General features: G+C 59.1%; 20 protein-coding genes. 9 read left to right on the top strand and 11 right to left on the bottom strand.

Translation table 11 applies throughout. The features are described from left to right. Window positions 1-64: 64 nt before the first annotated feature. Window positions 65-1,057 (bottom strand): NAD-dependent epimerase/dehydratase family protein, encoded by a 993-nt coding sequence (locus I9H07_RS04485; protein ID WP_058392557.1) that lies wholly within the window; start codon window positions 1,055-1,057, stop codon window positions 65-67. A 74-nt stretch (window positions 1,058-1,131) separates the two neighbouring features. Further along, window positions 1,132-2,031, bottom strand: a complete 900-nt coding sequence (locus tag I9H07_RS04480; protein WP_024672000.1) for a LysR family transcriptional regulator ArgP — start codon at window positions 2,029-2,031, stop codon at window positions 1,132-1,134. 94 nt (window positions 2,032-2,125) lie between these two features. Here I9H07_RS04480 and I9H07_RS04475 point away from each other — a divergent pair, with 94 nt between their 5' ends. From I9H07_RS04475 to I9H07_RS04460, 4 genes are all read left to right on the top strand, one after another. Next, window positions 2,126-2,728 carry a LysE/ArgO family amino acid transporter gene (locus I9H07_RS04475; RefSeq protein ID WP_058392555.1) on the top strand — a complete coding sequence of 201 codons (603 nt, stop codon included), beginning with the start codon at window positions 2,126-2,128 and terminating at the stop codon, window positions 2,726-2,728. 192 nt (window positions 2,729-2,920) lie between these two features. Further along, complete coding sequence (gene sodB, locus I9H07_RS04470) at window positions 2,921-3,502, top strand: superoxide dismutase [Fe] (protein ID WP_024671998.1); 582 nt, start codon at window positions 2,921-2,923, stop codon at window positions 3,500-3,502. A 349-nt stretch (window positions 3,503-3,851) separates the two neighbouring features. Continuing rightward, window positions 3,852-5,903, top strand: a complete 2,052-nt coding sequence (locus I9H07_RS04465; protein WP_236424712.1) for a putative bifunctional diguanylate cyclase/phosphodiesterase — start codon at window positions 3,852-3,854, stop codon at window positions 5,901-5,903. A gap of 178 nt (window positions 5,904-6,081) precedes the next feature. After that, entirely contained in the window at window positions 6,082-7,446 is a 1,365-nt protein-coding gene (locus I9H07_RS04460; protein WP_058824376.1) for an imelysin family protein, read from the top strand. Window positions 7,447-7,615: 169 nt separating this feature from the next. On the opposite strand, the gene I9H07_RS04455 is transcribed toward I9H07_RS04460, so the two are convergent. Then, a complete protein-coding gene (locus I9H07_RS04455) occupies window positions 7,616-8,245 on the bottom strand; it encodes a pyridoxamine 5'-phosphate oxidase family protein (RefSeq protein WP_058392554.1) in 630 nt (209 codons plus the stop codon). Window positions 8,246-8,512: 267 nt separating this feature from the next. On the opposite strand from I9H07_RS04455, the gene I9H07_RS04450 reads away from it, so the two are divergent. Genes I9H07_RS04450 through I9H07_RS04440 form a run of 3 tightly spaced genes read left to right on the top strand, consistent with a single transcriptional unit; the run spans window position 8,513 to window position 12,165 of the window. Continuing rightward, window positions 8,513-9,940, top strand: coding sequence for a di-heme oxidoredictase family protein (locus tag I9H07_RS04450; protein ID WP_236424713.1), 1,428 nt, complete (start codon window positions 8,513-8,515; stop codon window positions 9,938-9,940). Between the two features lie 45 nt (window positions 9,941-9,985). Continuing rightward, window positions 9,986-11,050: an imelysin family protein gene (locus I9H07_RS04445; protein WP_024671993.1), complete on the top strand. Its 1,065-nt coding sequence runs from the start codon at window positions 9,986-9,988 to the stop codon at window positions 11,048-11,050. A 17-nt stretch (window positions 11,051-11,067) separates the two neighbouring features. Next, complete coding sequence (locus I9H07_RS04440) at window positions 11,068-12,165, top strand: DUF1513 domain-containing protein (RefSeq protein WP_419204392.1); 1,098 nt, start codon at window positions 11,068-11,070, stop codon at window positions 12,163-12,165. A gap of 73 nt (window positions 12,166-12,238) precedes the next feature. Here the strand turns inward: I9H07_RS04440 and I9H07_RS04435 are convergent, their stop codons facing one another. From I9H07_RS04435 to colR, 5 genes are all read right to left on the bottom strand, one after another. After that, window positions 12,239-12,466, bottom strand: coding sequence for a hypothetical protein (locus I9H07_RS04435; protein ID WP_058392551.1), 228 nt, complete (start codon window positions 12,464-12,466; stop codon window positions 12,239-12,241). Further along, window positions 12,463-13,185, bottom strand: coding sequence for a lipopolysaccharide kinase InaA family protein (locus tag I9H07_RS04430; RefSeq protein ID WP_024671990.1), 723 nt, complete (start codon window positions 13,183-13,185; stop codon window positions 12,463-12,465). The genes I9H07_RS04435 and I9H07_RS04430 overlap by 4 nt, the downstream gene beginning before the upstream one ends. A gap of 4 nt (window positions 13,186-13,189) precedes the next feature. Beyond that, complete coding sequence (locus tag I9H07_RS04425; protein ID WP_024671989.1) at window positions 13,190-13,870, bottom strand: class I SAM-dependent methyltransferase; 681 nt, start codon at window positions 13,868-13,870, stop codon at window positions 13,190-13,192. Between the two features lie 200 nt (window positions 13,871-14,070). Next, a complete protein-coding gene (locus I9H07_RS04420) occupies window positions 14,071-15,360 on the bottom strand; it encodes a sensor histidine kinase (protein WP_024671988.1) in 1,290 nt (429 codons plus the stop codon). Beyond that, window positions 15,350-16,033, bottom strand: a complete 684-nt coding sequence (colR, locus tag I9H07_RS04415; RefSeq protein WP_024671987.1) for a two-component system response regulator ColR — start codon at window positions 16,031-16,033, stop codon at window positions 15,350-15,352. Before colR ends, I9H07_RS04420 begins: the two co-directional genes overlap by 11 nt. A 176-nt stretch (window positions 16,034-16,209) precedes the next feature. On the opposite strand from colR, the gene I9H07_RS04410 reads away from it, so the two are divergent. Next, on the top strand, window positions 16,210-16,947 hold the full coding sequence (locus I9H07_RS04410) for a phosphatase PAP2 family protein (RefSeq protein WP_058824378.1): 738 nt from the start codon (window positions 16,210-16,212) through the stop codon (window positions 16,945-16,947). Between the two features lie 86 nt (window positions 16,948-17,033). Here I9H07_RS04410 and groL read toward each other — a convergent pair whose 3' ends face one another. The 3 genes from groL to I9H07_RS04395 all read right to left on the bottom strand — a co-directional run bounded on the left by groL (window position 17,034) and on the right by I9H07_RS04395 (window position 19,764). Continuing rightward, window positions 17,034-18,677, bottom strand: coding sequence for a chaperonin GroEL (groL, locus tag I9H07_RS04405; RefSeq protein ID WP_024671985.1), 1,644 nt, complete (start codon window positions 18,675-18,677; stop codon window positions 17,034-17,036). 49 nt (window positions 18,678-18,726) lie between these two features. Then, on the bottom strand, window positions 18,727-19,020 hold the full coding sequence (locus tag I9H07_RS04400) for a co-chaperone GroES (RefSeq protein ID WP_003304675.1): 294 nt from the start codon (window positions 19,018-19,020) through the stop codon (window positions 18,727-18,729). Window positions 19,021-19,272: 252 nt separating this feature from the next. Then, a complete protein-coding gene (locus I9H07_RS04395; RefSeq protein WP_024671984.1) occupies window positions 19,273-19,764 on the bottom strand; it encodes an FxsA family protein in 492 nt (163 codons plus the stop codon). Between the two features lie 331 nt (window positions 19,765-20,095). On the opposite strand from I9H07_RS04395, the gene I9H07_RS04390 reads away from it, so the two are divergent. Continuing rightward, complete coding sequence (locus I9H07_RS04390; RefSeq protein WP_058392416.1) at window positions 20,096-20,854, top strand: SDR family oxidoreductase; 759 nt, start codon at window positions 20,096-20,098, stop codon at window positions 20,852-20,854. Window positions 20,855-20,886 lie beyond the last annotated feature (32 nt).

Genomic DNA, 20,886 nt, shown 5'->3' with positions numbered 1-20,886 from the left:
TGAAACCAAAGTCGGGCAGTATAACAACAGCACCGTGACCAATCTCACTGTGCCACTACTGCATTCACATCCCGTTCTGTACCCGCCACCAGCCGCAGAATTCATCCAGTGCCGTCCACAGGCTGACCTGCGGCTGATAGTCCAGATAATGCCTTGCACGGCTGATATCAAGCGTGAAGTCCTTGTTCATGACCTGCATGCCCAGTCTGGACAGCGTAGGTTCAGGTCGGCCTGGCCATAGCATGCAGGCCGCTTCGTTGATCGCCGCCGCACCGTAGGCCAGCCCGTATGCACGATAGCGGGTAACCTGCGGCAACTGCATCTGCCGCATCACATAATTGATCGCATCCCACAACGGGACCGGCGTGCCATTGCTGATGTTGTACGCCTTGCCCAGCGCAGACCCGGTTGCCAGCAAGCTGCTCAACAACGCTTCATTGAGATTCTGCATGCTGGTGAAATCGACCATATTCAGGCCATTGCCGACAATCGACAGACGCTTCTTGCGCTGCATGTGCAGGAGGCGCGGAAAAATACTGTTGTCACCTGCACCGGTGACAAAGCGCGGCCGCAGGGCAATCACTTCCAGGCCGAACTCTTCGGCGCCAAAGACCTTTTGCTCGGCCAGGTATTTGCTGGCCGCGTAGTGGTTGTGGAAGCGCTTGGGCACCTGGTCTTCGGTGATATCGCGGCGCGAGTGACCATTGAAATAGATCGACGGCGATGACAGGTGGACCAGCCTGCGTACTCTTTGTTTCAGGCAGCCCTCGACAATGTTCTCGGTGAGCTGCACGTTGCCCTGCACAAAATCCTGACGACGCCCCCACACGCCGACGGAGCCGGCACAATGCACCACGGCTTCGACGTCATCGCACAGCGCTCGCACCAGATACGGGTCGGCGAGGTCGCCCTGAATGAACTCGGCGCCGCGCCTGACCAGATGCTCGACAGCATCGGCACGACGGCCATTGATCCGCACGCTCATGCCCTGTTCAAGGGCGAAACGCGCAAAGCGTCCGCCGATGAAGCCGCTTGCGCCGGTGACCAGAATTTTCATTTACCGCTCCATTAACGCGTCTGCGTGACGGGAGTAACCCGACCCGCATTGATTACACATGATCGTAATGACGATCATTCATTGCTCAACGGCACCAGCCAGTGGGCAGCATGTTGTGCCAGATGCTCGGTGAGACGTGTCAGCAACTGACCGCCGTTGCGCCAATGGTGCCAGTACAGCGGCACATCAATACAGCGATCCGGCAGCAGTTCAAGCAGCGTGCCACTGCGTAATTGCTCGCGCACTTGCAGCTCGGGCGCCAGCCCCCAGCCCATTCCGGCTTCGATCATACGGATGAAACCCTCGGAGGACGGGCACAAATGATGCTCGAAACCGTCCTGCACACCAAGCAATGCCAGATAACGATGCTGCAAAAGATCATCCGGGCCGTAGACCAGCGCCGCGGATCTGGCCAGCTTTTCCGGGCTGACACCGTCCGGAAAATGGCGAGCGATGAAGGCCGGGCTGGCCAGCGCCCGATAGCGCATCGCCCCCAGCAACTGACTGCGCGCACCGGCCACCGGGCGCTCGCTGCCACACAGGCAGGCCGCGACTTCACCGGCACGCATGCGTTTGAGCCCGACGTCCTGATCTTCGACCACCAGGTCCAGCAACAGACGATGCTGCGTGCAGAAGTCACCAATCGCCGGTGCCCACCAGGTTGCCAGGCTGTCGGCGTTCAAGGCGATCCGCAAACGCTCGGGCATACCTTCTTCATCCAGGGCAGGCACCTGGCTTTGCAGATCGCGTTCCAGCAGTCGTACCTGCTGCACATGATTGAGCAGGCGTCGGCCTATGTCGGTCGGGCTCGGCGGCGTGGCGCGCACCAGCACCGGCAGGCCTATGCGCGCCTCCAGCAATTTGATGCGTTGCGAGACAGCTGACTGAGAAAGCCCGAGCACCTGAGCGGCACGCTCGAACCCGGCTTGCTCGATCACGGCAGCCAGCGCCGATAGCAATTTATAGTCGAACATCAGTTTTCCTAATGAGCGATGAGGATTATTGGTTTTCCTTATAACGCTCGCCCCATAAGAATGGCTATCTGAATCTGCTCAATGGAACATCCTTATGTGGCAAAGCTACCTCAATGGGCTGCTGATCGCGGCAGGCCTGATCATGGCTATCGGCACTCAAAATGCTTTTGTGCTGGCTCAGGGCCTGCGTCGTGAACATCATGTGGCCGTGGCGATGCTGTGCATTGTCTGCGACGCCCTGCTGGTGGCGGCAGGCGTGTTCGGTCTGGCCAACGTATTGGCACAGAATCCGACCTTGCTGGCAGTGGCGCGCTGGGGCGGCGTGATATTCCTCAGCTGGTACGGTCTGCAGGCATTGCGCCGCGCCTGCTCTCGGCAAAGCCTGGAGCACAGCGCAGCGGTTGGCAGAAAATCGCTGCGCACCGTGTTGCTCAGCGCATTGGCCGTCACCTTGCTCAACCCGCATGTCTATCTGGACACCGTGTTGCTGATCGGCTCGCTGGGCGCACAACAGGGCGTACCTGGCGCGTATGTCGCCGGCGCAGCCAGCGCTTCGCTGCTGTGGTTCTCGAGCCTGGCCTTGGGCGCGGCGTGGCTGGCTCCCTGGCTGGCCCGCCCTGCCACCTGGCGCGCGCTGGACCTGATGATCGCGGTGATGATGTTCAGCGTGGCCTTCCAGTTGATACGGTCAGCCTGACGGGTTTCATGACCGCAGAGTCAATCGCCTGGGAACCTCTATCCCACACAGTTGTTGCGTGGTTAAGCCGCAGGCCCGGTGCTATAGTCCGGGGTCTGCGCCGCAAAAGAGTAAAACTCCCGGTGCATGCTGTATCTGGCCGCCCGTGATCGGCCACGCGATTACCGCTATTGACCTGAAAGGAGATAAACCATGGCTTTTGAATTGCCGCCACTGCCCTACGCCAAAGACGCTCTGGTGCCGCACATTTCTGCGGAGACTCTGGAATATCACCACGACAAGCACCACAACACCTACGTCGTGAACCTGAACAACCTGGTGCCAGGCACCGAGTTCGAAGGCAAGACCCTGGAAGAGATCATCAAGACCTCCTCGGGCGGTATCTTCAACAACGCCGCTCAGGTCTGGAACCACACGTTCTACTGGAACTGCCTGGCGCCAAACGCCGGCGGCGAGCCTACCGGCGCGCTGGCCGATGCGATCAACGCCGCCTTCGGCTCGTTCGAGAAGTTCAAGGAAGAGTTCAGCAAGACTTCCATCGGCACGTTCGGCTCCGGCTGGGGCTGGCTGGTGAAAAAGGCTGATGGCTCCCTGGCACTGGCCAGCACCATCGGCGCTGGTAACCCGCTGACCAGCGGTGACAAACCGTTGCTGACCTGCGATGTCTGGGAACACGCCTACTACATCGACTACCGCAACCTGCGTCCAAAGTATGTAGAAGCGTTCTGGAACCTGGTGAACTGGAAATTCGTGGCTGAGCAATTCGCCTCCTGAGTCCGGCAACCCTGAAGAACCCGGCCATGCGCCGGGTTTTTTATGGCCTGTCTTCAGCGAAATGACCCCGGACGACCGGGTTCCCCTCCATGCGAAACAGAAATGTTTTTTCACCTGCCGCCTATACTTTGTGTATTGTCAGAAAACGCTAGTTAGCTAATTATCACGACTGAATTCTTTACAGTGTCCTGCTCAAGTTACGCACACGGCCGCCCGCTGCATCGAGGTGGCGTGGGCCAGTGGGTGCAAGGAACGCGAAGATCAGCCGGGCGGCCCCCCTTGGGTCAGTCCGGTTTTTCGAGGGTGACGGGGCCATACGCGCCCTTCGACACGAACTAAGGAACGGCCATTGAAGCTGGAACTCAAGAACAGCCTGTCGGTAAAGTTGCTGCGTGTCGTGCTGCTGTCGGCGCTTCTGGTAGGCGTCGTATTGAGCTGTGCGCAAATCGTTTTCGATGCGTACAAGACCCGGCAAACCGTGGCGAGCGATGCCGAACGGATTCTCGGCATGTTTCGCGATCCTTCGACCCAGGCGGTCTACAGCCTGGACAGGGAAATGGGCATGCAGGTCATCGAAGGCCTGTTTCAGGACGAGTCGGTGCGCATGGCCTCGATCGGACATCCCAACGAAACCCTGCTTGCCGAAAAAGACCGCCCGCTGAAAGCATCACCGACGCGCTGGCTGACCGATCTCATTCTGGGCCAGGAGCGCAGCTTCTCCACGCAGTTGGTAGGGCGCAGCCCGTACAGCGAATACTACGGCGACCTGCGCATCACACTGGACACTGCCAACTATGGCGAAAGCTTTCTGGTCAACGCCGGGATCATCTTTATCGCAGGCGTACTGCGGGCACTGGCGATGGGGCTGGTGCTGTATCTGGTTTACCACTGGCTGCTGACCAAGCCATTATCGAAAATCATCGAACACCTGACCACCATCAACCCGGATCGCCCCAGCGAGCATCAATTGCCGCTGCTCAAGGGGCATGAAAAAAACGAACTGGGGATCTGGGTCAACACCGCCAATCAACTGCTGGCCTCCATCGAGCGCAACACCTATCTGCGCCACGAGGCGGAAAGCAACCTGCAGCGCCTGGCGCAGTACGATTTTCTGACCGGTCTGCCCAACCGACTCCAGTTGCAGACCCGGCTGGACCGGATTCTGGAGGATGCCGGACGTCAACAGCACCGGGTTGCCGTGCTCTGCGTAGGTCTTGATGACTTCAAGGGCATCAACGAGCAGTTCAGCTACCAGGCGGGCGACCAATTGCTGCTGGCACTCGCCGACCGGTTGCGTGCGCACAGCGGGCGACTCGGCGCTCTGGCGCGTCTGGGTGGCGATCAGTTTGCGCTGGTTCAGGCCACCATCGAGCAGCCCTACGAAGCGGCAGAACTGGCGCAAAATATTCTTGATGAGCTCGAAGCCCCGTTCAACGTCGCCGACCAACGAATCCAGCTAAGGGCAACCATCGGCATCACCCTGTTCCCCGAGGATGGCGACAGCACCGAGAAACTGTTGCAAAAAGCCGAGCAGACCATGACCCTGGCCAAGGCCCGTTCACGCAATCGTTATCAGTTCTACATTGCCAGCGTCGACAGCGAAATGCGTCGCCGTCGCGAACTCGAAAAAGACCTGCGCGACGCCTTGCCGCGCAATCAGTTGTACCTGGTCTATCAACCGCAGGTCAGCTACCTCGACAACAGTGTGGTCGGCGTGGAAGCGCTGATCCGCTGGCAGCATCCGGAGCATGGCCTGGTGCCACCGGACGTGTTTATCCCGCTGGCCGAGCAGAACGGCACCATCATCGCCATTGGCGAATGGGTGCTCGACCAGGCCTGCCGTCAACTGCGCGAGTGGCTTGATCAGGGCTTCACCGATTTACGCATGGCGGTGAACCTGTCGACCGTGCAACTGCATCACGCCGAGCTTCCGAGGGTCGTGAACAACCTGTTGCAGATCTACCGCCTGCCGCCTCGCAGCCTGGAACTGGAAGTCACCGAAACCGGCCTGATGGAAGACATCAATACCGCTGCCCAGCACTTGCTCAGCTTGCGACGCTCCGGTGCGCTGATCGCCATCGATGACTTCGGCACGGGTTACTCATCGCTCAGTTACCTGAAAAGTCTGCCGCTGGACAAAATCAAGATCGACAAGAGCTTCGTCCAGGACCTGATTGATGACGACGATGACGCCACGATCGTGCGGGCAATTATCCAGCTGGGTAAAAGCCTGGGCATGCAGGTGATTGCCGAGGGCGTGGAAACCGTTGAACAAGAAGCCTACGTTGTAGCCGAAGGCTGCCATGAAGGTCAGGGCTACCTGTACAGCAAACCGCTGCCGAGCCGGGAGCTGCTGACGTACTTGAAGCAGGCGCGTCAGCGCAATCCGGTCACACTCTGAAAGTTGCCGCGCAGAACAGACGGGCAAACCGTCCTGAAACCGTCTGTTACAACCTCTCGGACACCTGATCGCGACGGCAAAGGCGTTTTGCCTTTACATCGAATGCAAATCTTTCGCATCATGTCGCAGATTTTCTGGGCGCACCTCCGCCTTAACCCTATCGACGCAGGATTCCGTCATGATTCGTATGCCTCTGGCAACCGCTAGTCTGTTGGCCATCGCTATCTCTCTCGCCGGCTGCGGTGAAGGCAAGGACAAGGCCGCCGCGCCGGCTCCGGCCGCTACCCCTGCCGCCCCGGCAACCGCGCCAGCGCCTGCTGCTCCCGCTACTGCTCCGGCCGCCGCAGCCCAGACAGACGATGCCGCTGCCAAAGCCGTTGTCGCCAACTACGCCAACATGGTGTCAGCGGTGTTCGACGATGCCGAAGCCGGCGCGAAAAAACTGAGCAGCGCCGTCGATGCGTTTCTGGCCAAGCCCAATGACGAAACCCTGAAAGCCGCTCGGGATGCCTGGGTTGCTGCCCGCGTGCCTTACATGCAGAGCGAAGTATTCCGCTTCGGCAATACCATCATCGACGACTGGGAAGGACAGGTTAACGCCTGGCCCCTTGACGAAGGCCTGATCGATTACGTGGCCAAGGACTACCAGCACGCACTGGGCAACCCTGGCGCAACCGCCAACATCATCGCCAACACCGAAATCCAGGTCGGCGAGGACAAGGTCGACGTCAAAGAGATCACCTCCGACAAACTCGCCAGCCTGAACGAGCTGGGCGGTTCCGAGGCGAACGTTGCCACGGGCTACCACGCCATTGAATTCCTGCTCTGGGGTCAGGACCTGAACGGCACAGGTCCAGGCGCCGGCAATCGTCCAGCCAGCGACTACCTTGAAGGCGCAGGCGCTACTGGCGGTCACAACGACCGTCGCCGGGCCTACCTCAAAGCCGTCACCGATCTGTTGGTCAGCGACCTGGAAGAAATGTCCGGCAACTGGAGAGCCGGTGTTGCCGACAACTACCGCGCCACGCTGGAAGCCGAGCCCGGCGAAAGCGGCCTGCGCAAGATGCTGTTCGGCATGGGCAGTCTGTCCTTGGGCGAACTGGCAGGCGAACGCATGAAAGTCGCGCTGGAAGCCAACTCCAGCGAAGACGAACACGACTGCTTCAGCGACAACACGCACAACTCGCACTTCTATAACGGCAAAGGCATTCGCAACGTTTATCTGGGCGAATACACCCGCACCGACGGCAGCAAAGTCAGCGGCCCGAGCCTCTCGTCGCTGGTGGCCAAAGCAGACCCGGCCACCGATGCCACACTGCGCGCGGACCTGGACGACACCCAGGCCAAGCTGCAGGCCATCGTCGATCACGCCAACAAAGGCGAACACTTCGACCAACTGATCGCCACCGGCAACACCGCAGGCAATCAAGTGGTCCGTGACGCCATCGCCGCACTGGTCAAACAGACCGGTGCCATCGAGCAAGCAGCTGGCAAGCTGGGCATCACCGACCTGAACCCGGATAACGCTGATCACGAGTTCTGATCAACTGCGTTTCGCGCTGTAAAAACAACGCCGGTCAGTTCGCTGACCGGCGTTTTTTATTGTCTGTGGGCATAAGCTGTATTCAATTCTTTCGCCCGGCCACAAGCGACCTTCCAGCAGGCAAATCCGATGGGCGTCCACTCACGTCGTCGGAGCACGGTCCAGGTTATCAATACAACGTATCCGCAATGCGTCCCGGCAAGGCCTTGTCATAGGCTTCACCGTCGATTTGCGCCGCCGAAACTGCTTTCAGTATCTGCCCCGCAGTGGGCAGCGCACTGCGTTCGATGTGCCGTGCGGCGTCCCACAGACCAGAGCGGATGGTGGCTCTGCTGCACTGGAAATACACACTGGTCACGCTGATGCGCAGGACTGATCTGGGCCGTTGCCCCTGCACTTCGAAACGCGACAGCAGCTCGGGCTGAATCGAAATTTGCGCTGTGCCGTTGATGCGCAAGGTTTCACCGACGCCGGGGATGAGGAACAGGAGCGCGACGCGCGGATCGTTGACGATGTTGCGCAGGGTATCGATCCGGTTGTTGCCGCGTCGGTCAGGCAGATACAGCGTCTTGCTGTCCTCGATATGCACGAAGCCCGCCTGGTCTCCACGCGGCGATGCATCGAGCCCGTCGGGTCCGGCAGAGGCAAGCACAACAAAAGGCGCCGACTCGATGAAAGGCCGGTAGGCCGGGTGAATATGGTCGACTTCCTTGATGAGGGAAGGAGGAGCAATCGGGCCATAGAGCGCTTCCAGCGCCTGGGTGGTGGTCACGAACGCGCTGTTGTCCGGGTTATCCATCGAATGGTCTCTGCTGGGCATTGGTCTGTGAGGGCTGTTGGCTGCGACACGCGTGATCAGTCTAGACAGATCACGATGACAGTGATGCGATGGGTGGCAGGGTGAGGCAGCACACGCAGCATAGGCAAGCAGGTAAGAATCCGTCCGGTTTGAAAGATTCGTAACAACGCATTACGTCAGGCGCAGCAAACGATAATCCCTCTTATTCAAACTGCGGCGGACTGATAAGCTTGCTCGCCCTGAATGTCGCCTCGTTGCAGGATGTGTATGAGTACGCGGTTCCGTCTTCTCTTTGCCTTGCTCGCGACTCTGGTCCTGAGCGGGTGCGACGACGCCCCGCGCTTCACGCATGCCGAGCCGGGCGAAGCGCTGTCCGCAGGCAGCGCCACGGTGCGCAAGACTGACCAGAACGCGTTCTCCATGCCCTCGGCCAATTTGTCACCGGTACGGCGGCTGGATTTCAGCGTCGGCAACAGCTTCTTCCGCAGCCCGTGGGTGATCGCCCCGTCTACCACGACGGCTCGCGACGGCCTCGGGCCGCTGTTCAACACCAACGCCTGTCAGAATTGCCATATCAAGGACGGTCGCGGGCATCCACCCGAAGCGGGCGACAGCAATGCGGTGTCGATGCTGGTCAGGCTGTCGATTCCGGACGACCCGGCCTACGCCGACCTGATCCGGCGCAACGGTGTTCTGCCCGAGCCGACCTACGGTGGACAATTGCAGGACATGTCCAACCCCGGCGTGGCGCCAGAGGGCAAGGTGCGGGTCGAATATGACGCGCTGGCGGTCACGTTTCGCGACGGCACTTCTGTAGCGTTACGCCAGCCCACCCTCAGCATCACCCAGCTGGGCTATGGCCCGATGCACACCGACACCCATATTTCAGCGCGCATCGCACCGCCGATGATTGGCCTCGGGTTGCTGGAAGCCATTCCTGACGAGGCCATCCTCGCCAACGCCGATCCCGATGACAAGAACGCCGACGGCATCTCCGGGCGCGCCAACTGGGTGTGGGACGACGCGCAACAGAAAGTCGTGATGGGACGCTTCGGCTGGAAGGCCGGGCAGCCCAGCCTCAACCAGCAGAACGTGCATGCGTTTGCCGGTGACATGGGGCTGACCACCAGCCTGCGGCGCTTCGATGACTGCACCCCGGCCCAGACCGACTGCCTGGCCGCGCCAAACGGCAACGGCCCGGACGGCGAGCCGGAAGTCAGCGACAACATACTGCGTCTGGTGGAGTTCTATACCCGCAATCTGGGCGTTCCGGCGCGTCGCAAGGTGGACGATCCTCAAGTACTGGCCGGCAAGAATCTGTTTTTCGAGACAGGCTGTCAGCAGTGCCACACCCCAGCATTCAAAACCCGAAGCGACGCCTCCGAGCCAGAGTTGGCAAATCAGGAGATTCGCCCTTACAGCGACCTGCTGCTGCATGACATGGGCGACGGGCTGGCCGACAATCGTACCGAGTTTCAAGCCACCGGAAGCGAATGGCGCACGCCACCGCTGTGGGGGCTGGGCCTGACCGGCACGGTGAGCGGACACACCCAACTGTTGCATGATGGTCGCGCCCGCACGGTGCTTGAGGCGATACTCTGGCACGGCGGCGAGGCGCAGACGGCGCAACGAAAAGTACTGACATTCGACGCCGAACAGCGTGAAGCGCTGCTCGCCTTTCTGAATTCGTTATGATTGCTCCCCTCCCAGACTACTTCTTCAAAAAATAAGGAGCCGGACATGTTCCGACCCAAGTTGTTGCTGACCAGCCTTGCGGCTCTCGCATTGGGTGCCTGTTCGCCATCCGATCCTCAAGCGGTCACGTCTGCGGCCATCGCCAAGCAGGTGATCCTGCCGACCTACAGTCGCTGGGTAGACGCCGATCGTCAGTTGGCGGCCAGCGCTCTGGCGTTCTGCCAGGGCAAGACCGATCTGGCAGCAGCCCGCGCCGATTTCCTCAAGGCACAAAAGACCTGGGCGGAGCTGCAACCGCTGTTGATCGGCCCGCTGGCCGAAGGCAATCGTGCCTGGCAAATACAGTTCTGGCCGGACAAGAAGAATCTGGTTGGGCGTCAGGTCGAGCAACTGGTCGCCGCTCAACCGCAGATCACTGCCGATGAGCTGTCCAAAGCCAGCGTTGTGGTGCAAGGCCTGTCCGCCTACGAATATATTCTGTTCGATGCCGAGATCGACATGGCCAATGCAGAGCAGAAAGCGCGTTACTGCCCACTGCTGATGGCCATTGGCGAGCGTCAGAAACGGCTGGCCGAAGAGATCCTCACCAGCTGGAACAGCACCGACGGCATGCTCGCGCAACTGAGCAAGTTTCCCAACCAGCGTTACGCCGATTCCCACGAGGCCATCGCCGAGTTGCTGCGTGTTCAGGTCACTGCACTGGACAGCCTGAAGAAAAAACTGGGTACGCCACTGGGTCGCCAGAGCAAAGGCCAGCCGCAGCCATTCCAGGCCGATGCATGGCGTAGCAAAGCGTCGCTCAGCAGCCTGGAAGCCAGCCTGATCAGCGCCGAAACCGTCTGGACGGGGGTTGATAACAAAGGCTTGCGAGGCTTGCTCCCTGCCGAGCAGAAACCCCTGGCCGACAAAATCGATGCAGCCTACGCCAGCAGCCGCACATTGCTCACGCAACTCAAGCCGCCGCTGGCCGACCTGCTGGCCACCGAGGCAGGACGCCAGCAACTCAATGCGTTCTATGACAGCCTGAACGCAGTGCATCGCCTGCACGAAGGCGAACTGGCCAAGGCGCTGGGCATTCAATTGGGCTTCAACGCCAACGACGGCGACTGATCAAGAGGAGACGAGTGATGTTGCGACGTCAGGCCACGGCCCTCGCCAAATGGTTGCCCAGTGCTCGCATGTTGGGTGGCTGGATGTTGTTCAGGCAAAAGGACCAGGGGCCCCTGCTGCTTTCCGCGCGTGACGATAGCGACGGCAGGCATTACGCGGTGGGTTACCGGCTTGACGGCAAGCAGGTGTTCGCCACACAGGTCGGCCAGCGCTGCCACGACATCATCAACCATCCAGGCCTGCCCCTGGCGGTTTTCGTCGCGCGCCGTCCGGGCACCGAAAGCTATCTGATCGACCTGCGCAACGGTAGCTTGCTGCAAACCATCACGTCACAGGCTGATCGACACTTTTATGGCCATGCCGTGATCCATCGCGACGGCGAGTGGCTTTACGCTACGGAAAACGACACGAGCGATCCCGGCCGCGGTCTGCTGGGCATCTACCGGTTTGTCGGTGAGCGGCTGGAGTATTCAGGCGAAATCTCTACGCACGGCATTGGTCCGCATCAGGTGTCCTGGATGCCGGATGGCGAGACACTGGCCGTCGCCAACGGCGGCATTCGCACCGAAGCGGAAAGCCGCGTGGAGATGAACCTCGATGCCATGCAGCCCAGTCTGGTGTTGATGCAGCGCGACGGGACGTTGCTGAGCAAGGAAACCCTTTCGCAACAGATGAACAGCGTGCGGCATATGGGCATTGCCGCTGACGGCACCATCGTTGCCGGTCAACAGTTCATGGGCGCCAGTCATGAGCTGGCCGAGTTGCTGGCGATCAAGCGTCCGGGCCAGCCGTTCCAGGCGTTTCCGGTGGCAGAAGAGCAACTTCGCGCAATGGCTCACTACACGGCCAGCGTCGCCGTACACAGCGAGCTGCGACTGGTTGCGCTCACCGCACCGCGTGGCAATCGGTTCTTCATCTGGGATCTGGACAGCGGCGCATTGAAGCTGGATGCACCGTTACCCGACTGCGCGGGCGTAGGTGCGGTAGCAGATGGCTTCGTAGTGACGTCAGGTCAGGGCCGGTGCCGGTTTTACGATTGCCGTAAAACGGGGTTGCTGGCCAAGCCTCTGGATTTGCCCGCAGGGCTCTGGGACAACCACCTGCACGTGGTATAACGATTCATACAGACAAGACTGCATGCAGTAAAGGCCCCTTCAGGGGCCTTATTCTGACTGAAGTGAAACTGGCTCAGTTACGTACGCCGGTTCCTTGAACCAGGCCGTACATGAGCAGCAACAGGTCGTGATCCGGGCTCACCGCAACCAGGTTCTTCGCCACACGCGGCATAGGGCAATACCCTTCACCGTGCGCCGCGCTGAGTATCCGGGTAGCCGGCTGCTCAAGCGCTGCGATTGCGACGGTCGCTGTAGCCAGCGCGCCGAAGACAAACAGACCTCTTGCCATTTCTAGTTTCATGACTCTAAACCTTTGATGGAACTGCCAAATACAGCCTCGTAAAAATAGACCAGCTTCTGCCAGTCTGCATCACTGAATGACGAATGGCGCCTCAGCTGTTTCATGTCGTGCTGGGCCGCACCATAGGCGGTAACGCGGCGGCGGCCTTTCTCCAGGTCAAGCAGGGCAACCTGCACCTCGGCGTCGGGGCCCTCGCCTGTCACACGAACAAAAATGTGCTTGATGTAAAGACAGCTGTGTTGCCAGCGACCGAGGTGCATACGCGCAAGGGTGGTGGCAACTTCCTTGAGCATGCGCTCATAAAAAAGCTCGCCATGGCGCTCTCGTCCTCCGGCATCGAGCCACTTCTGGATTTCCCCGAAACCCACCAGTTCGACGGTGACCAAAAGGGCCTGCCAGGCGTTTTCGTCGCCACGTCTGGCGCCGCAGAAAACCACTTCCGGCACAAGCACACCCTGCTTGCGCACGCCTTCAAGGGCCTCGCGTTCACGCAATACCGTCGGCCGGCCGAGGGGGTGCAGCAGGCTGCGGTGGATATGACCCGTCTGGCGCTTGGCGTAAAGGGTCTTCCCGTCCTCCATGATGAGCCGCTGTACACCACTCTCTCCGCCACGACGCACATTGGGTTCTTCAACCCATTCGCCGCGCTGACTCCAGAAATGGCTGAACTCATCCTGCGTCGAGTTCACAACTGGCTTCTTCAAGGACTGCAAACCCATCTTTTTACCTTTTACGTAAGACATAGACACGCCACATGGCGTACATCGGCAGGAAGTCCATTCGGTTCTGAATGCGAAATCCGGCCTGCTCAAATTCGGTTTCTACAGTTGTTACAGGTAACACAAAACGATTCTGGTAACCTTCCTGCACACCTTTCTGGGAACGCTGGTTCTCCAGACGTCCGCGCTTCCATGCCTTGAAATTGCCGTCGACCCATAGCGAGACGATCACGCTGTCACGGGTCACACGCTGAAACTCCCTCAATAGAGCCATTCGGTCGGTGGACCGACCAATATGGTGCATCAGACGCATGCAGAAAATACTGTCTACCGCATTGTCAGGCAGATCAATATCGAAGGCAGACGTCTGCAAGGGTTGTACCCTTTTTACAATTTCTGCCGGTTGCGACTCCAGAGCTGTAGCAAGCATGTCGGCGGAGTTGTCAGCGCCGATGATCGACCTGTTGGGCTTTTCTGCCAGTAGCGGCCAGAAACGCCCGGCGCCACACGGCAAGTCCAGAACAAGCCCGGGATCACCGGCCATGTGCAGAGCTTTCCTGGCCAGTTGCTCATCGCGATGGTGCGACAACTTGCGCCACAGACCGTCCTGATGTTTTTCAAAATATCGACGGGCATGGGTCCGGTCGTACTTGCGGGAAAACTCGAGTTCTATGCGCTCGCTCATGAGGGCAGGCTCCTGACAATGATGGGGGCCAAAATAGAGGCCACGCCGTCACCGTCAGGTCATCTCAACGTGAAAAAAATGTCATGTTGATGAGACAGGTGTTTCGAGATTTTACAGAGAGATAAACGCTGTGTGTGACCAATCGACGAAATGCAGTCGATTTCTGATCACACAACAGAGTCTTTTATCAGATAAGGAATTCAGGGCTTGACCACGTTCAGGGTCACGCTGAATCGGCAACCATGAGGCTCCATCGGGGTCAGTTCCACGCTCCAGCCCTGGTTGACACAGATACGCTGCACCAATGACAAACCAAGACCCAGCCCTTCGCCGCGCTGCTCGTTGCCACGCACAAACGGCTCGAACATGGCCTCGCGTTTTTCTTCGGGAATGCCGACGCCACTGTCCTCGACCGTGAAGCTTTCCGCCTGCAGGGTCAGAACAATGAATCCTTCGTCCGTGTAGTGCAGGGCGTTGCGCAACAGGTTGCCCATCACCGCATGCAGGAAAGTCGCGTTGTAGCGAATGTCGGACAACTGCTCTTCGGGCGGAGGGTTGTAGGTCAACGTGAGGCCTTTGCTCTCGATGGGGTCGCGCCACTGGGAGATCAGTTGCTCGGCAACGCCTACCAGGGTGGCTTTCGGCGTCATGGCCGGGTCTTCGCGCTGGGTGCGGGCGAGCATAAGGAAGGTCTGCACCAGATCGCGCATTTCCTCACAGGCACGGCCGATACGTTCGACCTGCCGGCGCGCGCGCTGGTCGAGCGCAGGGTTTTCCAGCAACAGCTCGCAGGAACTGGCCAGCACCATCAACGGCGTCCGTAGTTCATGACTCACGTCGCTAGTAAACATGCGCTCACGGATCAGCGCTTGCCTGAGGCGCCCCAGCGTTGCGTCGAACGCCACGGCGAGCTCACCCACCTCGTCGGCGGCATAGTCGGGTGCCAGCGGCGGTGCAAGCCCCAGAAGCTGGTCACGGTGGCGAACCTGTCTCGCGAGACGCACGACCGGCGCCATGACACGACGCGCCAGCACCCAGCCCAGAAACACCGCCAACGCCAGCGCCAGTACAAAGCCCACCAGCACAACGGCGAACAGGACACGCTCGCGCTCTTCGAAATCGCTTTGATCCTGAAGCAGGGCGTAATGCCGGCCATCCACCACTTCGATCATGGCGTGGTAGGACAATGGCCCGCGAAAAACCTCGTGAAAGCCCGGCTCAAGATGCCGAAGGTCCTTGGGCAGATCGAAATCGCCAGGACCGTTGCTGAAATAGAACAGCTGGTCAGGCTTGGGCCGGTGGCTCCAGTCACTGACGCTGTCCATCAGCATCAGGCGATTGAGGTCGCCGCCAAGGCCCGCAGAGATCAGTTTTTCTTCAACCAGGTGGACGGTGGAGATGATGCCAATGGCAAACGACCCGGCGACCAGTGCGCTCATCAAGGCGAAAGCAATGATGATCCGTTGGGCAAGACTCTGTTTAAACTCCATCCCGGCCCTCGGCCAAGCGGTAGCCCACACCATGCACGGTTTGCAGCAGCGGTTTGGCGAACGGTTTGTCGATCACCTGACGCAATTGGTGCACATGGCTGCGCAAGCTGTCGCTGTCCGGGCAATCGTCGCCCCACAACGCCTCTTCAAGAATCTCGCGGCGCAGCACATGCGGGCTTTTCTGCATCAGCACGGCCAGCAGCTTGAGCCCGACCGGGTTGAGCTTGAGCATGCGACCTTCGCGGGTCACCTCAAGCGTATCGAGGTCGTAGACCAGATCCCCCACCTGCAACGTGCGCCGCCCGCCGCCCTGCGCCCTGCGCAATACCGCTTCGATACGAGCGGCAAGCTCTGACAAGGCAAACGGCTTGAGCAGGTAGTCGTCGGCACCCGAGCGAAACCCTTGCAGACGATCGTCCAGCTGGTCACGGGCGGTGAGCATGATGACCGGCGTATCGCGACGGGCGTCTTCGCGCAGGCGCTTGCACAGCGTGTAGCCATCAATGCCCGGCAGCATGATGTCGAGCACGATGAGGTCGTAATGCTCGGTGGCTGCCAGATGCAGTCCTGAGAGGCCATCCTGGGCGCAGTCGACCGTGTAGCCTTTCATGCCCAGGTAATCGGCCATGTTCGCCAGGATGTCGCGGTTGTCTTCAACCAGAAGAATTCGCATGGAGCACTCTCATATGCAGTTTGGGCTGGCGCAGCTTAAGACGAAGTGGGCCTCAGAGCCAGCGCCGATATGGCATGACGTTTTTTTCACCTATGATCAACAAAGCCCATGACACACTTTGAGACCTGCTGTCGCACGCGAAACAGCCGCCTTTTACCCATCGTTCTGGATTCGATATGTCGAAAACCGCCCTCCCCTACTCCCGTTCGCTCAATCCGTGGATTTACCTGGGTATCCCTATCGCTGTCGCGATAGTACTGGTACTGCTCGAACTGACCTCTCTGGACATGGACATTGCCAAAAGGGTCTACGACCCGGTCAGTGGCGAGTTCATCGGCAGGCACAGCCACTTTCTCGAAGATGTTCTGCACGACCGCGCCAAACAGATGGTCATGGCCTTCGGCGCGCTGGCCATTATCGGCTTTGCTGCGTCATTCAAGGTAGAACGCCTGATCCCATGGCGCAGAGAGCTGGGGTGCCTGGTGCTGTCCATGGCGCTTTCAACCGCCTTCGTCACGCCGCTAAAAGTGGTGACCTCGGTGCAATGCCCCTGGAGCCTGAAAGAATTCGGCGGCCAGGAAACCTACAGCGAGCTGTTGAGCCCGCGCCCCGACACTGACAAACCAGGGCGCTGCTGGCCTGGCGGCCATGCGGCTACCGGTTTCACCCTGTTTGCGCTGTTCTTCATGCTTCGTGATCGTCGCCCACGGCTGGCAAAAGCAGGACTGGCGCTGGCCTTTGGTCTGGGATCGATATTTTCCATTGGCCGCATGCTGCAAGGCGCGCACTTCTTTTCCCATAACATCTGGACGGCGGTGTTCTGCTGGTTGATCTGTCTGGGGGTTTATTATTTCGTGTTGTATCGGCCAGCACCGAAGCAACTCGCGAATGCGAAAACTCAAGCTGTTCGCTGATTATTTGGACATCCGCTGTATAAATAAAAAAACCCCGCACAAGGCGGGGTTTTTTATGGGGTACAGCTTTGTGAGGTAAAGCCGGCTTACATCATGCCGCCCATACCACCCATGCCGCCCATGTCCGGCATGCCGCCGCCTGCTGCCTTGTCGTCGGCCACGTCAGCGATCATCGCTTCGGTGGTGATCATCAGGCTGGCGATGGAGGACGCCGCCTGCAGAGCAGAGCGAGTCACTTTAGCCGGGTCGAGGATACCCATTTCGATCATGTCGCCGTATTCGCCCGAAGCAGCGTTGTAACCGTAGTTACCCGAACCCTGCTTGACCTTGTCGACAACAACGCTTGGCTCGTCACCGGAGTTGGCAACGATCTGGCGCAGAGGTGCTTCGACTGCACGACGCAGCAGAGCGATACCGACGTCCTGATCAGCGTTGTCGCCTTTCAGACCTTCGATAGCCTGCAGCGAGCGAACCAGCGCTACGCCACCGCCAGGTACCACGCCTTCTTCAACGGCTGCGCGGGTTGCGTGCAGGGCGTCTTCAACGCGGGCTTTCTTCTCTTTCATTTCCACTTCGGAACCGGCACCGACCTTGATCACTGCAACGCCGCCCGACAGCTTGGCCAGACGCTCTTGCAGTTTTTCCTTGTCGTAGTCCGAGCTGGTGTCGCCGATTTGCTGGCGGATCTGGGAGATGCGCGAGTCGATGTCGGTCTTGACGCCAGCACCATCGATGATGGTGGTGTTTTCTTTGTTCAGAATGACGCGCTTGGCATTACCCAGGTGTTCCAGGGTAGTAGTTTCCAGGCTCAGACCGATCTCTTCGGAGATGACGGTACCGCCAGTCAGAACAGCGATGTCCTGCAGCATGGCCTTGCGACGATCGCCGAAACCTGGAGCCTTGACGGCTGCAACCTTGACGATACCGCGCATGTTGTTGACAACCAGAGTGGCCAGCGCTTCGCCTTCAACGTCTTCAGCCACGATCAGCAGCGGACGACCAGCCTTGGCGACTGCTTCCAGAACCGGCAGCATTTCGCGAATGTTGGAGATCTTCTTGTCAACCAGCAACAGCAGCGGGCTGTCCAGTTCGGCAACCATGGTGTCCGGCTTGTTGATGAAGTACGGGGACAGGTAACCACGGTCAAACTGCATGCCTTCTACAACAGACAGCTCGTTTTCCAGGCCCGAGCCTTCTTCAACGGTGATAACGCCGTCTTTGGTCACTTTTTCCATGGCTTCGGCAATGATGTCGCCGATGGAGTGATCAGAGTTGGCCGAGATGGTGCCGACCTGGGCAATTGCCTTGGTGTCGGTGCAAGGCTTGGACAGCTTTTTCAGCTCTGCAACGATGGCGATGGTCGCCTTGTCGATGCCGCGCTTGAGGTCCATCGGGTTCATGCCGGCAGCGACAGCCTTCAGGCCTTCGTTGACGATGGCTTGAGCCAGAACGGTAGCGGTAGTGGTACCGTCACCAGCGTCATCGTTGGCACGGGAGGCAACGTCTTTGACCAGCTGCGCGCCCATGTTTTCGAAACGGTCTTTGAGTTCGATTTCCTTGGCAACCGACACACCGTCTTTGGTGATCAGCGGAGCGCCAAAGCTTTTTTCGATAATGACGTTACGGCCTTTAGGGCCCAGGGTCGCTTTTACTGCGTCAGCCAGGACGTTTACACCGGCGAGCATTTTTTTACGGCCAGCATCGCCGAACTTAACTTCTTTAGCAGCCATGATCATTATTCCTTGAATACTTGGTGGTAACGGAAATCAGCGGAAGCACTCAGCCTTCGACAACAGCAAGAATCTCGTTCTCGCTCATCACCAGCAGGTCTTCGCCATCAACTTTCACTGTGTTGCTGCCGGAATAAGGGCCGAACACAACCTTGTCACCCACTTTCACAGCCAGCGCACGCACTTCACCGTTGTCCAGCACGCGGCCGGTACCCACAGCAACGATCTCGCCACGGTTAGGCTTTTCAGCGGCCGAACCTGGCAGAACGATACCGCCGGCAGTTTTCGTTTCTTCTTCACTGCGACGGATTACGACGCGGTCATGCAGAGGACGAAGCTTCATTGCGATCTCCTGATTATGTTTTTTTATCGCCCGGTGAGTGCACCGGCCGGTTCAAATCCGGACTTGCCGGTTACGGTTCGACGCGCGAACCGCAGAATACGGTCTGGCTTTCAAGCCAGAAACCTTTCGGTGACCCATACATAAGGGCGAGCGAGTTGATTACAAGTCTTGGGACAGAAAATTTTTCCGATCGAATACCGGCCCGTAAACGAACACGGCACCCGAAGGTGCCGCGCTGCCGGGCGATACAGGTCACTTGTCGCGGTGTTCGAACTCGCCCTCGATGACATCAGGATCGCGGGTCGCCTGGTGAATCGCACCGGGTCGGCTTGCAGGCCCCTGATTGGCCGGGGTCTGCAAATCATCCGCGAACGCGCGCTGACGCATGGCCTGATCCTGAGCGCGCTGACGCACCTTGCTGATCAGCAGGCGGCGGGTTATCGGCAATAGACAGATCACGCCCAGAATGTCGCTGATGAAACCAGGCAGCAGCAACAGACCACCGCCCACGGCAACCATCAGACCTTCTAGCATCTCCTGAGCAGGCAATTCGCCACGCGCCAGGCTTTCGCGCGCACGCAGCGCCGTCGCAAACCCGGCGACACGCATCACGAACAAGCCGAGCATGGACGTCGCGACGACCAGCAGGAACGTCCAGAGAAAGCCGATGGACATCCCGACCCGAACCAGCAGAAACAGCTCAAGGACCGGGAATAATAAAAACAGCAGTAAAAAAACACGCATCAAATGAGTTCCTCAAGGGAAGAATGCCTTCCGAGTAGACCGTATGTGATGTCAGAAGATCGTTAATTCAAGCGCCATACGTCTCGGTCACAGGCGGATTATGCGCATAAACCAGCTGAACACAGGCTTCACGAACGTGTGTCGGTGTATTTCAGAGCAGCAAAATCGCCCACTGACGGCAGCGACGGGCCTGGGCTGAAGCCCGATCCGATCAGCCTTGTGAAGGGAAGACGAACGCGTCGAAACAGAATATAACGTCGTCTGGCTATGGCATAAGCACTCGCATCCAGCCAGTGATGCCATGGAAACGATCAACTGATTGGGCACGCACATGGAATTGAAAGACAAGCTGATAATCATCACCGGCGGATGCCAGGGCCTGGGCAGAGCCATGGCCGAGTATCTGGCCAGCAAGGGCGCGAATCTGGCGCTGCTGGATCTGAATCAGGAGAAGCTGGATCAGGCCGTCGCTGCCTGCGAGGCGCTGGGTGTCAAGGCTCGCGCGTATCTGTGCAACGTCGCCAACGAAGATCAGGTCGTCGACACCGTCAACAAGGTCGCTGAAGACTTCGGTGCCATTCACGGCCTGGTCAACAACGCCGGCATCCTGCGTGACGGCCTGCTGGTGAAGGTCAAGGATGGCGTGATGACCAAGCTGAGCCTTGCCCAATGGCAGTCGGTCATCGACGTCAACCTGACCGGCGTGTTTCTGTGCACGCGCGAAGTCGCCGCGAAAATGATCGAGCAGAAGAGTCAGGGCGTGATCATCAACATCTCTTCGATTTCCCGGGCCGGAAATATCGGGCAGACCAACTATTCGGCCGCCAAGGCCGGTGTCGCTGCGGCAACTGTCACATGGGCGAGAGAGCTGGCGCGCTACGGCATTCGCGTGGCGGGCGTAGCGCCGGGGTTCATTGAAACCGAGATGACGGGCGGCATGAAGCCTGAGGCACTGGAAAAAATGACTTCGGCCATACCGCTAAGGCGCATGGGCAAGCCGGACGAGATTGCCCACTCGGTGGCTTATATTCTGGAGAATGATTATTTCAGCGGGCGCATCCTGGAGCTGGATGGCGCAATGCGGATCTAGTCACATCAATAAGTGAGCGACGCACAGAAAGC

Source organism: Pseudomonas syringae, assembly GCF_023278085.1.
GTDB lineage: Bacteria > Pseudomonadota > Gammaproteobacteria > Pseudomonadales > Pseudomonadaceae > Aquipseudomonas > Aquipseudomonas syringae_Q.
The sequence above is the reverse complement of the archived record's forward strand: the minus strand, read 5'-3'. Positions and strand labels throughout refer to the sequence as shown.

Bases quoted from the DNA above. Each gene is read 5' to 3' on its own strand.
- I9H07_RS04460 (WP_058824376.1), top strand. From the start codon at position 6,082: ATGATTCGTATGCCTCTGGCAACCGCTAGTCTGTTGGCCATCGCTATC.
- I9H07_RS04390 (WP_058392416.1), top strand. From the start codon at position 20,096: ATGGAATTGAAAGACAAGCTGATAATCATCACCGGCGGATGCCAGGGC.
- groL (WP_024671985.1), bottom strand. From the start codon at position 18,677: ATGGCTGCTAAAGAAGTTAAGTTCGGCGATGCTGGCCGTAAAAAAATG.
- I9H07_RS04455 (WP_058392554.1), bottom strand. From the start codon at position 8,245: ATGGATAACCCGGACAACAGCGCGTTCGTGACCACCACCCAGGCGCTG.
- I9H07_RS04395 (WP_024671984.1), bottom strand. From the start codon at position 19,764: ATGCGTGTTTTTTTACTGCTGTTTTTATTATTCCCGGTCCTTGAGCTG.
- I9H07_RS04425 (WP_024671989.1), bottom strand. From the start codon at position 13,870: ATGAGCGAGCGCATAGAACTCGAGTTTTCCCGCAAGTACGACCGGACC.
- I9H07_RS04450 (WP_236424713.1), top strand. From the start codon at position 8,513: ATGAGTACGCGGTTCCGTCTTCTCTTTGCCTTGCTCGCGACTCTGGTC.
- I9H07_RS04410 (WP_058824378.1), top strand. From the start codon at position 16,210: ATGTCGAAAACCGCCCTCCCCTACTCCCGTTCGCTCAATCCGTGGATT.
- colR (WP_024671987.1), bottom strand. From the start codon at position 16,033: ATGCGAATTCTTCTGGTTGAAGACAACCGCGACATCCTGGCGAACATG.
- I9H07_RS04430 (WP_024671990.1), bottom strand. From the start codon at position 13,185: ATGGGTTTGCAGTCCTTGAAGAAGCCAGTTGTGAACTCGACGCAGGAT.
- I9H07_RS04400 (WP_003304675.1), bottom strand. From the start codon at position 19,020: ATGAAGCTTCGTCCTCTGCATGACCGCGTCGTAATCCGTCGCAGTGAA.
- I9H07_RS04440 (WP_419204392.1), top strand. From the start codon at position 11,068: ATGTTGCGACGTCAGGCCACGGCCCTCGCCAAATGGTTGCCCAGTGCT.
- I9H07_RS04445 (WP_024671993.1), top strand. From the start codon at position 9,986: ATGTTCCGACCCAAGTTGTTGCTGACCAGCCTTGCGGCTCTCGCATTG.
- sodB (WP_024671998.1), top strand. From the start codon at position 2,921: ATGGCTTTTGAATTGCCGCCACTGCCCTACGCCAAAGACGCTCTGGTG.
- I9H07_RS04420 (WP_024671988.1), bottom strand. From the start codon at position 15,360: ATGGAGTTTAAACAGAGTCTTGCCCAACGGATCATCATTGCTTTCGCC.
- I9H07_RS04475 (WP_058392555.1), top strand. From the start codon at position 2,126: ATGTGGCAAAGCTACCTCAATGGGCTGCTGATCGCGGCAGGCCTGATC.
- I9H07_RS04485 (WP_058392557.1), bottom strand. From the start codon at position 1,057: ATGAAAATTCTGGTCACCGGCGCAAGCGGCTTCATCGGCGGACGCTTT.
- I9H07_RS04435 (WP_058392551.1), bottom strand. From the start codon at position 12,466: ATGAAACTAGAAATGGCAAGAGGTCTGTTTGTCTTCGGCGCGCTGGCT.
- I9H07_RS04480 (WP_024672000.1), bottom strand. From the start codon at position 2,031: ATGTTCGACTATAAATTGCTATCGGCGCTGGCTGCCGTGATCGAGCAA.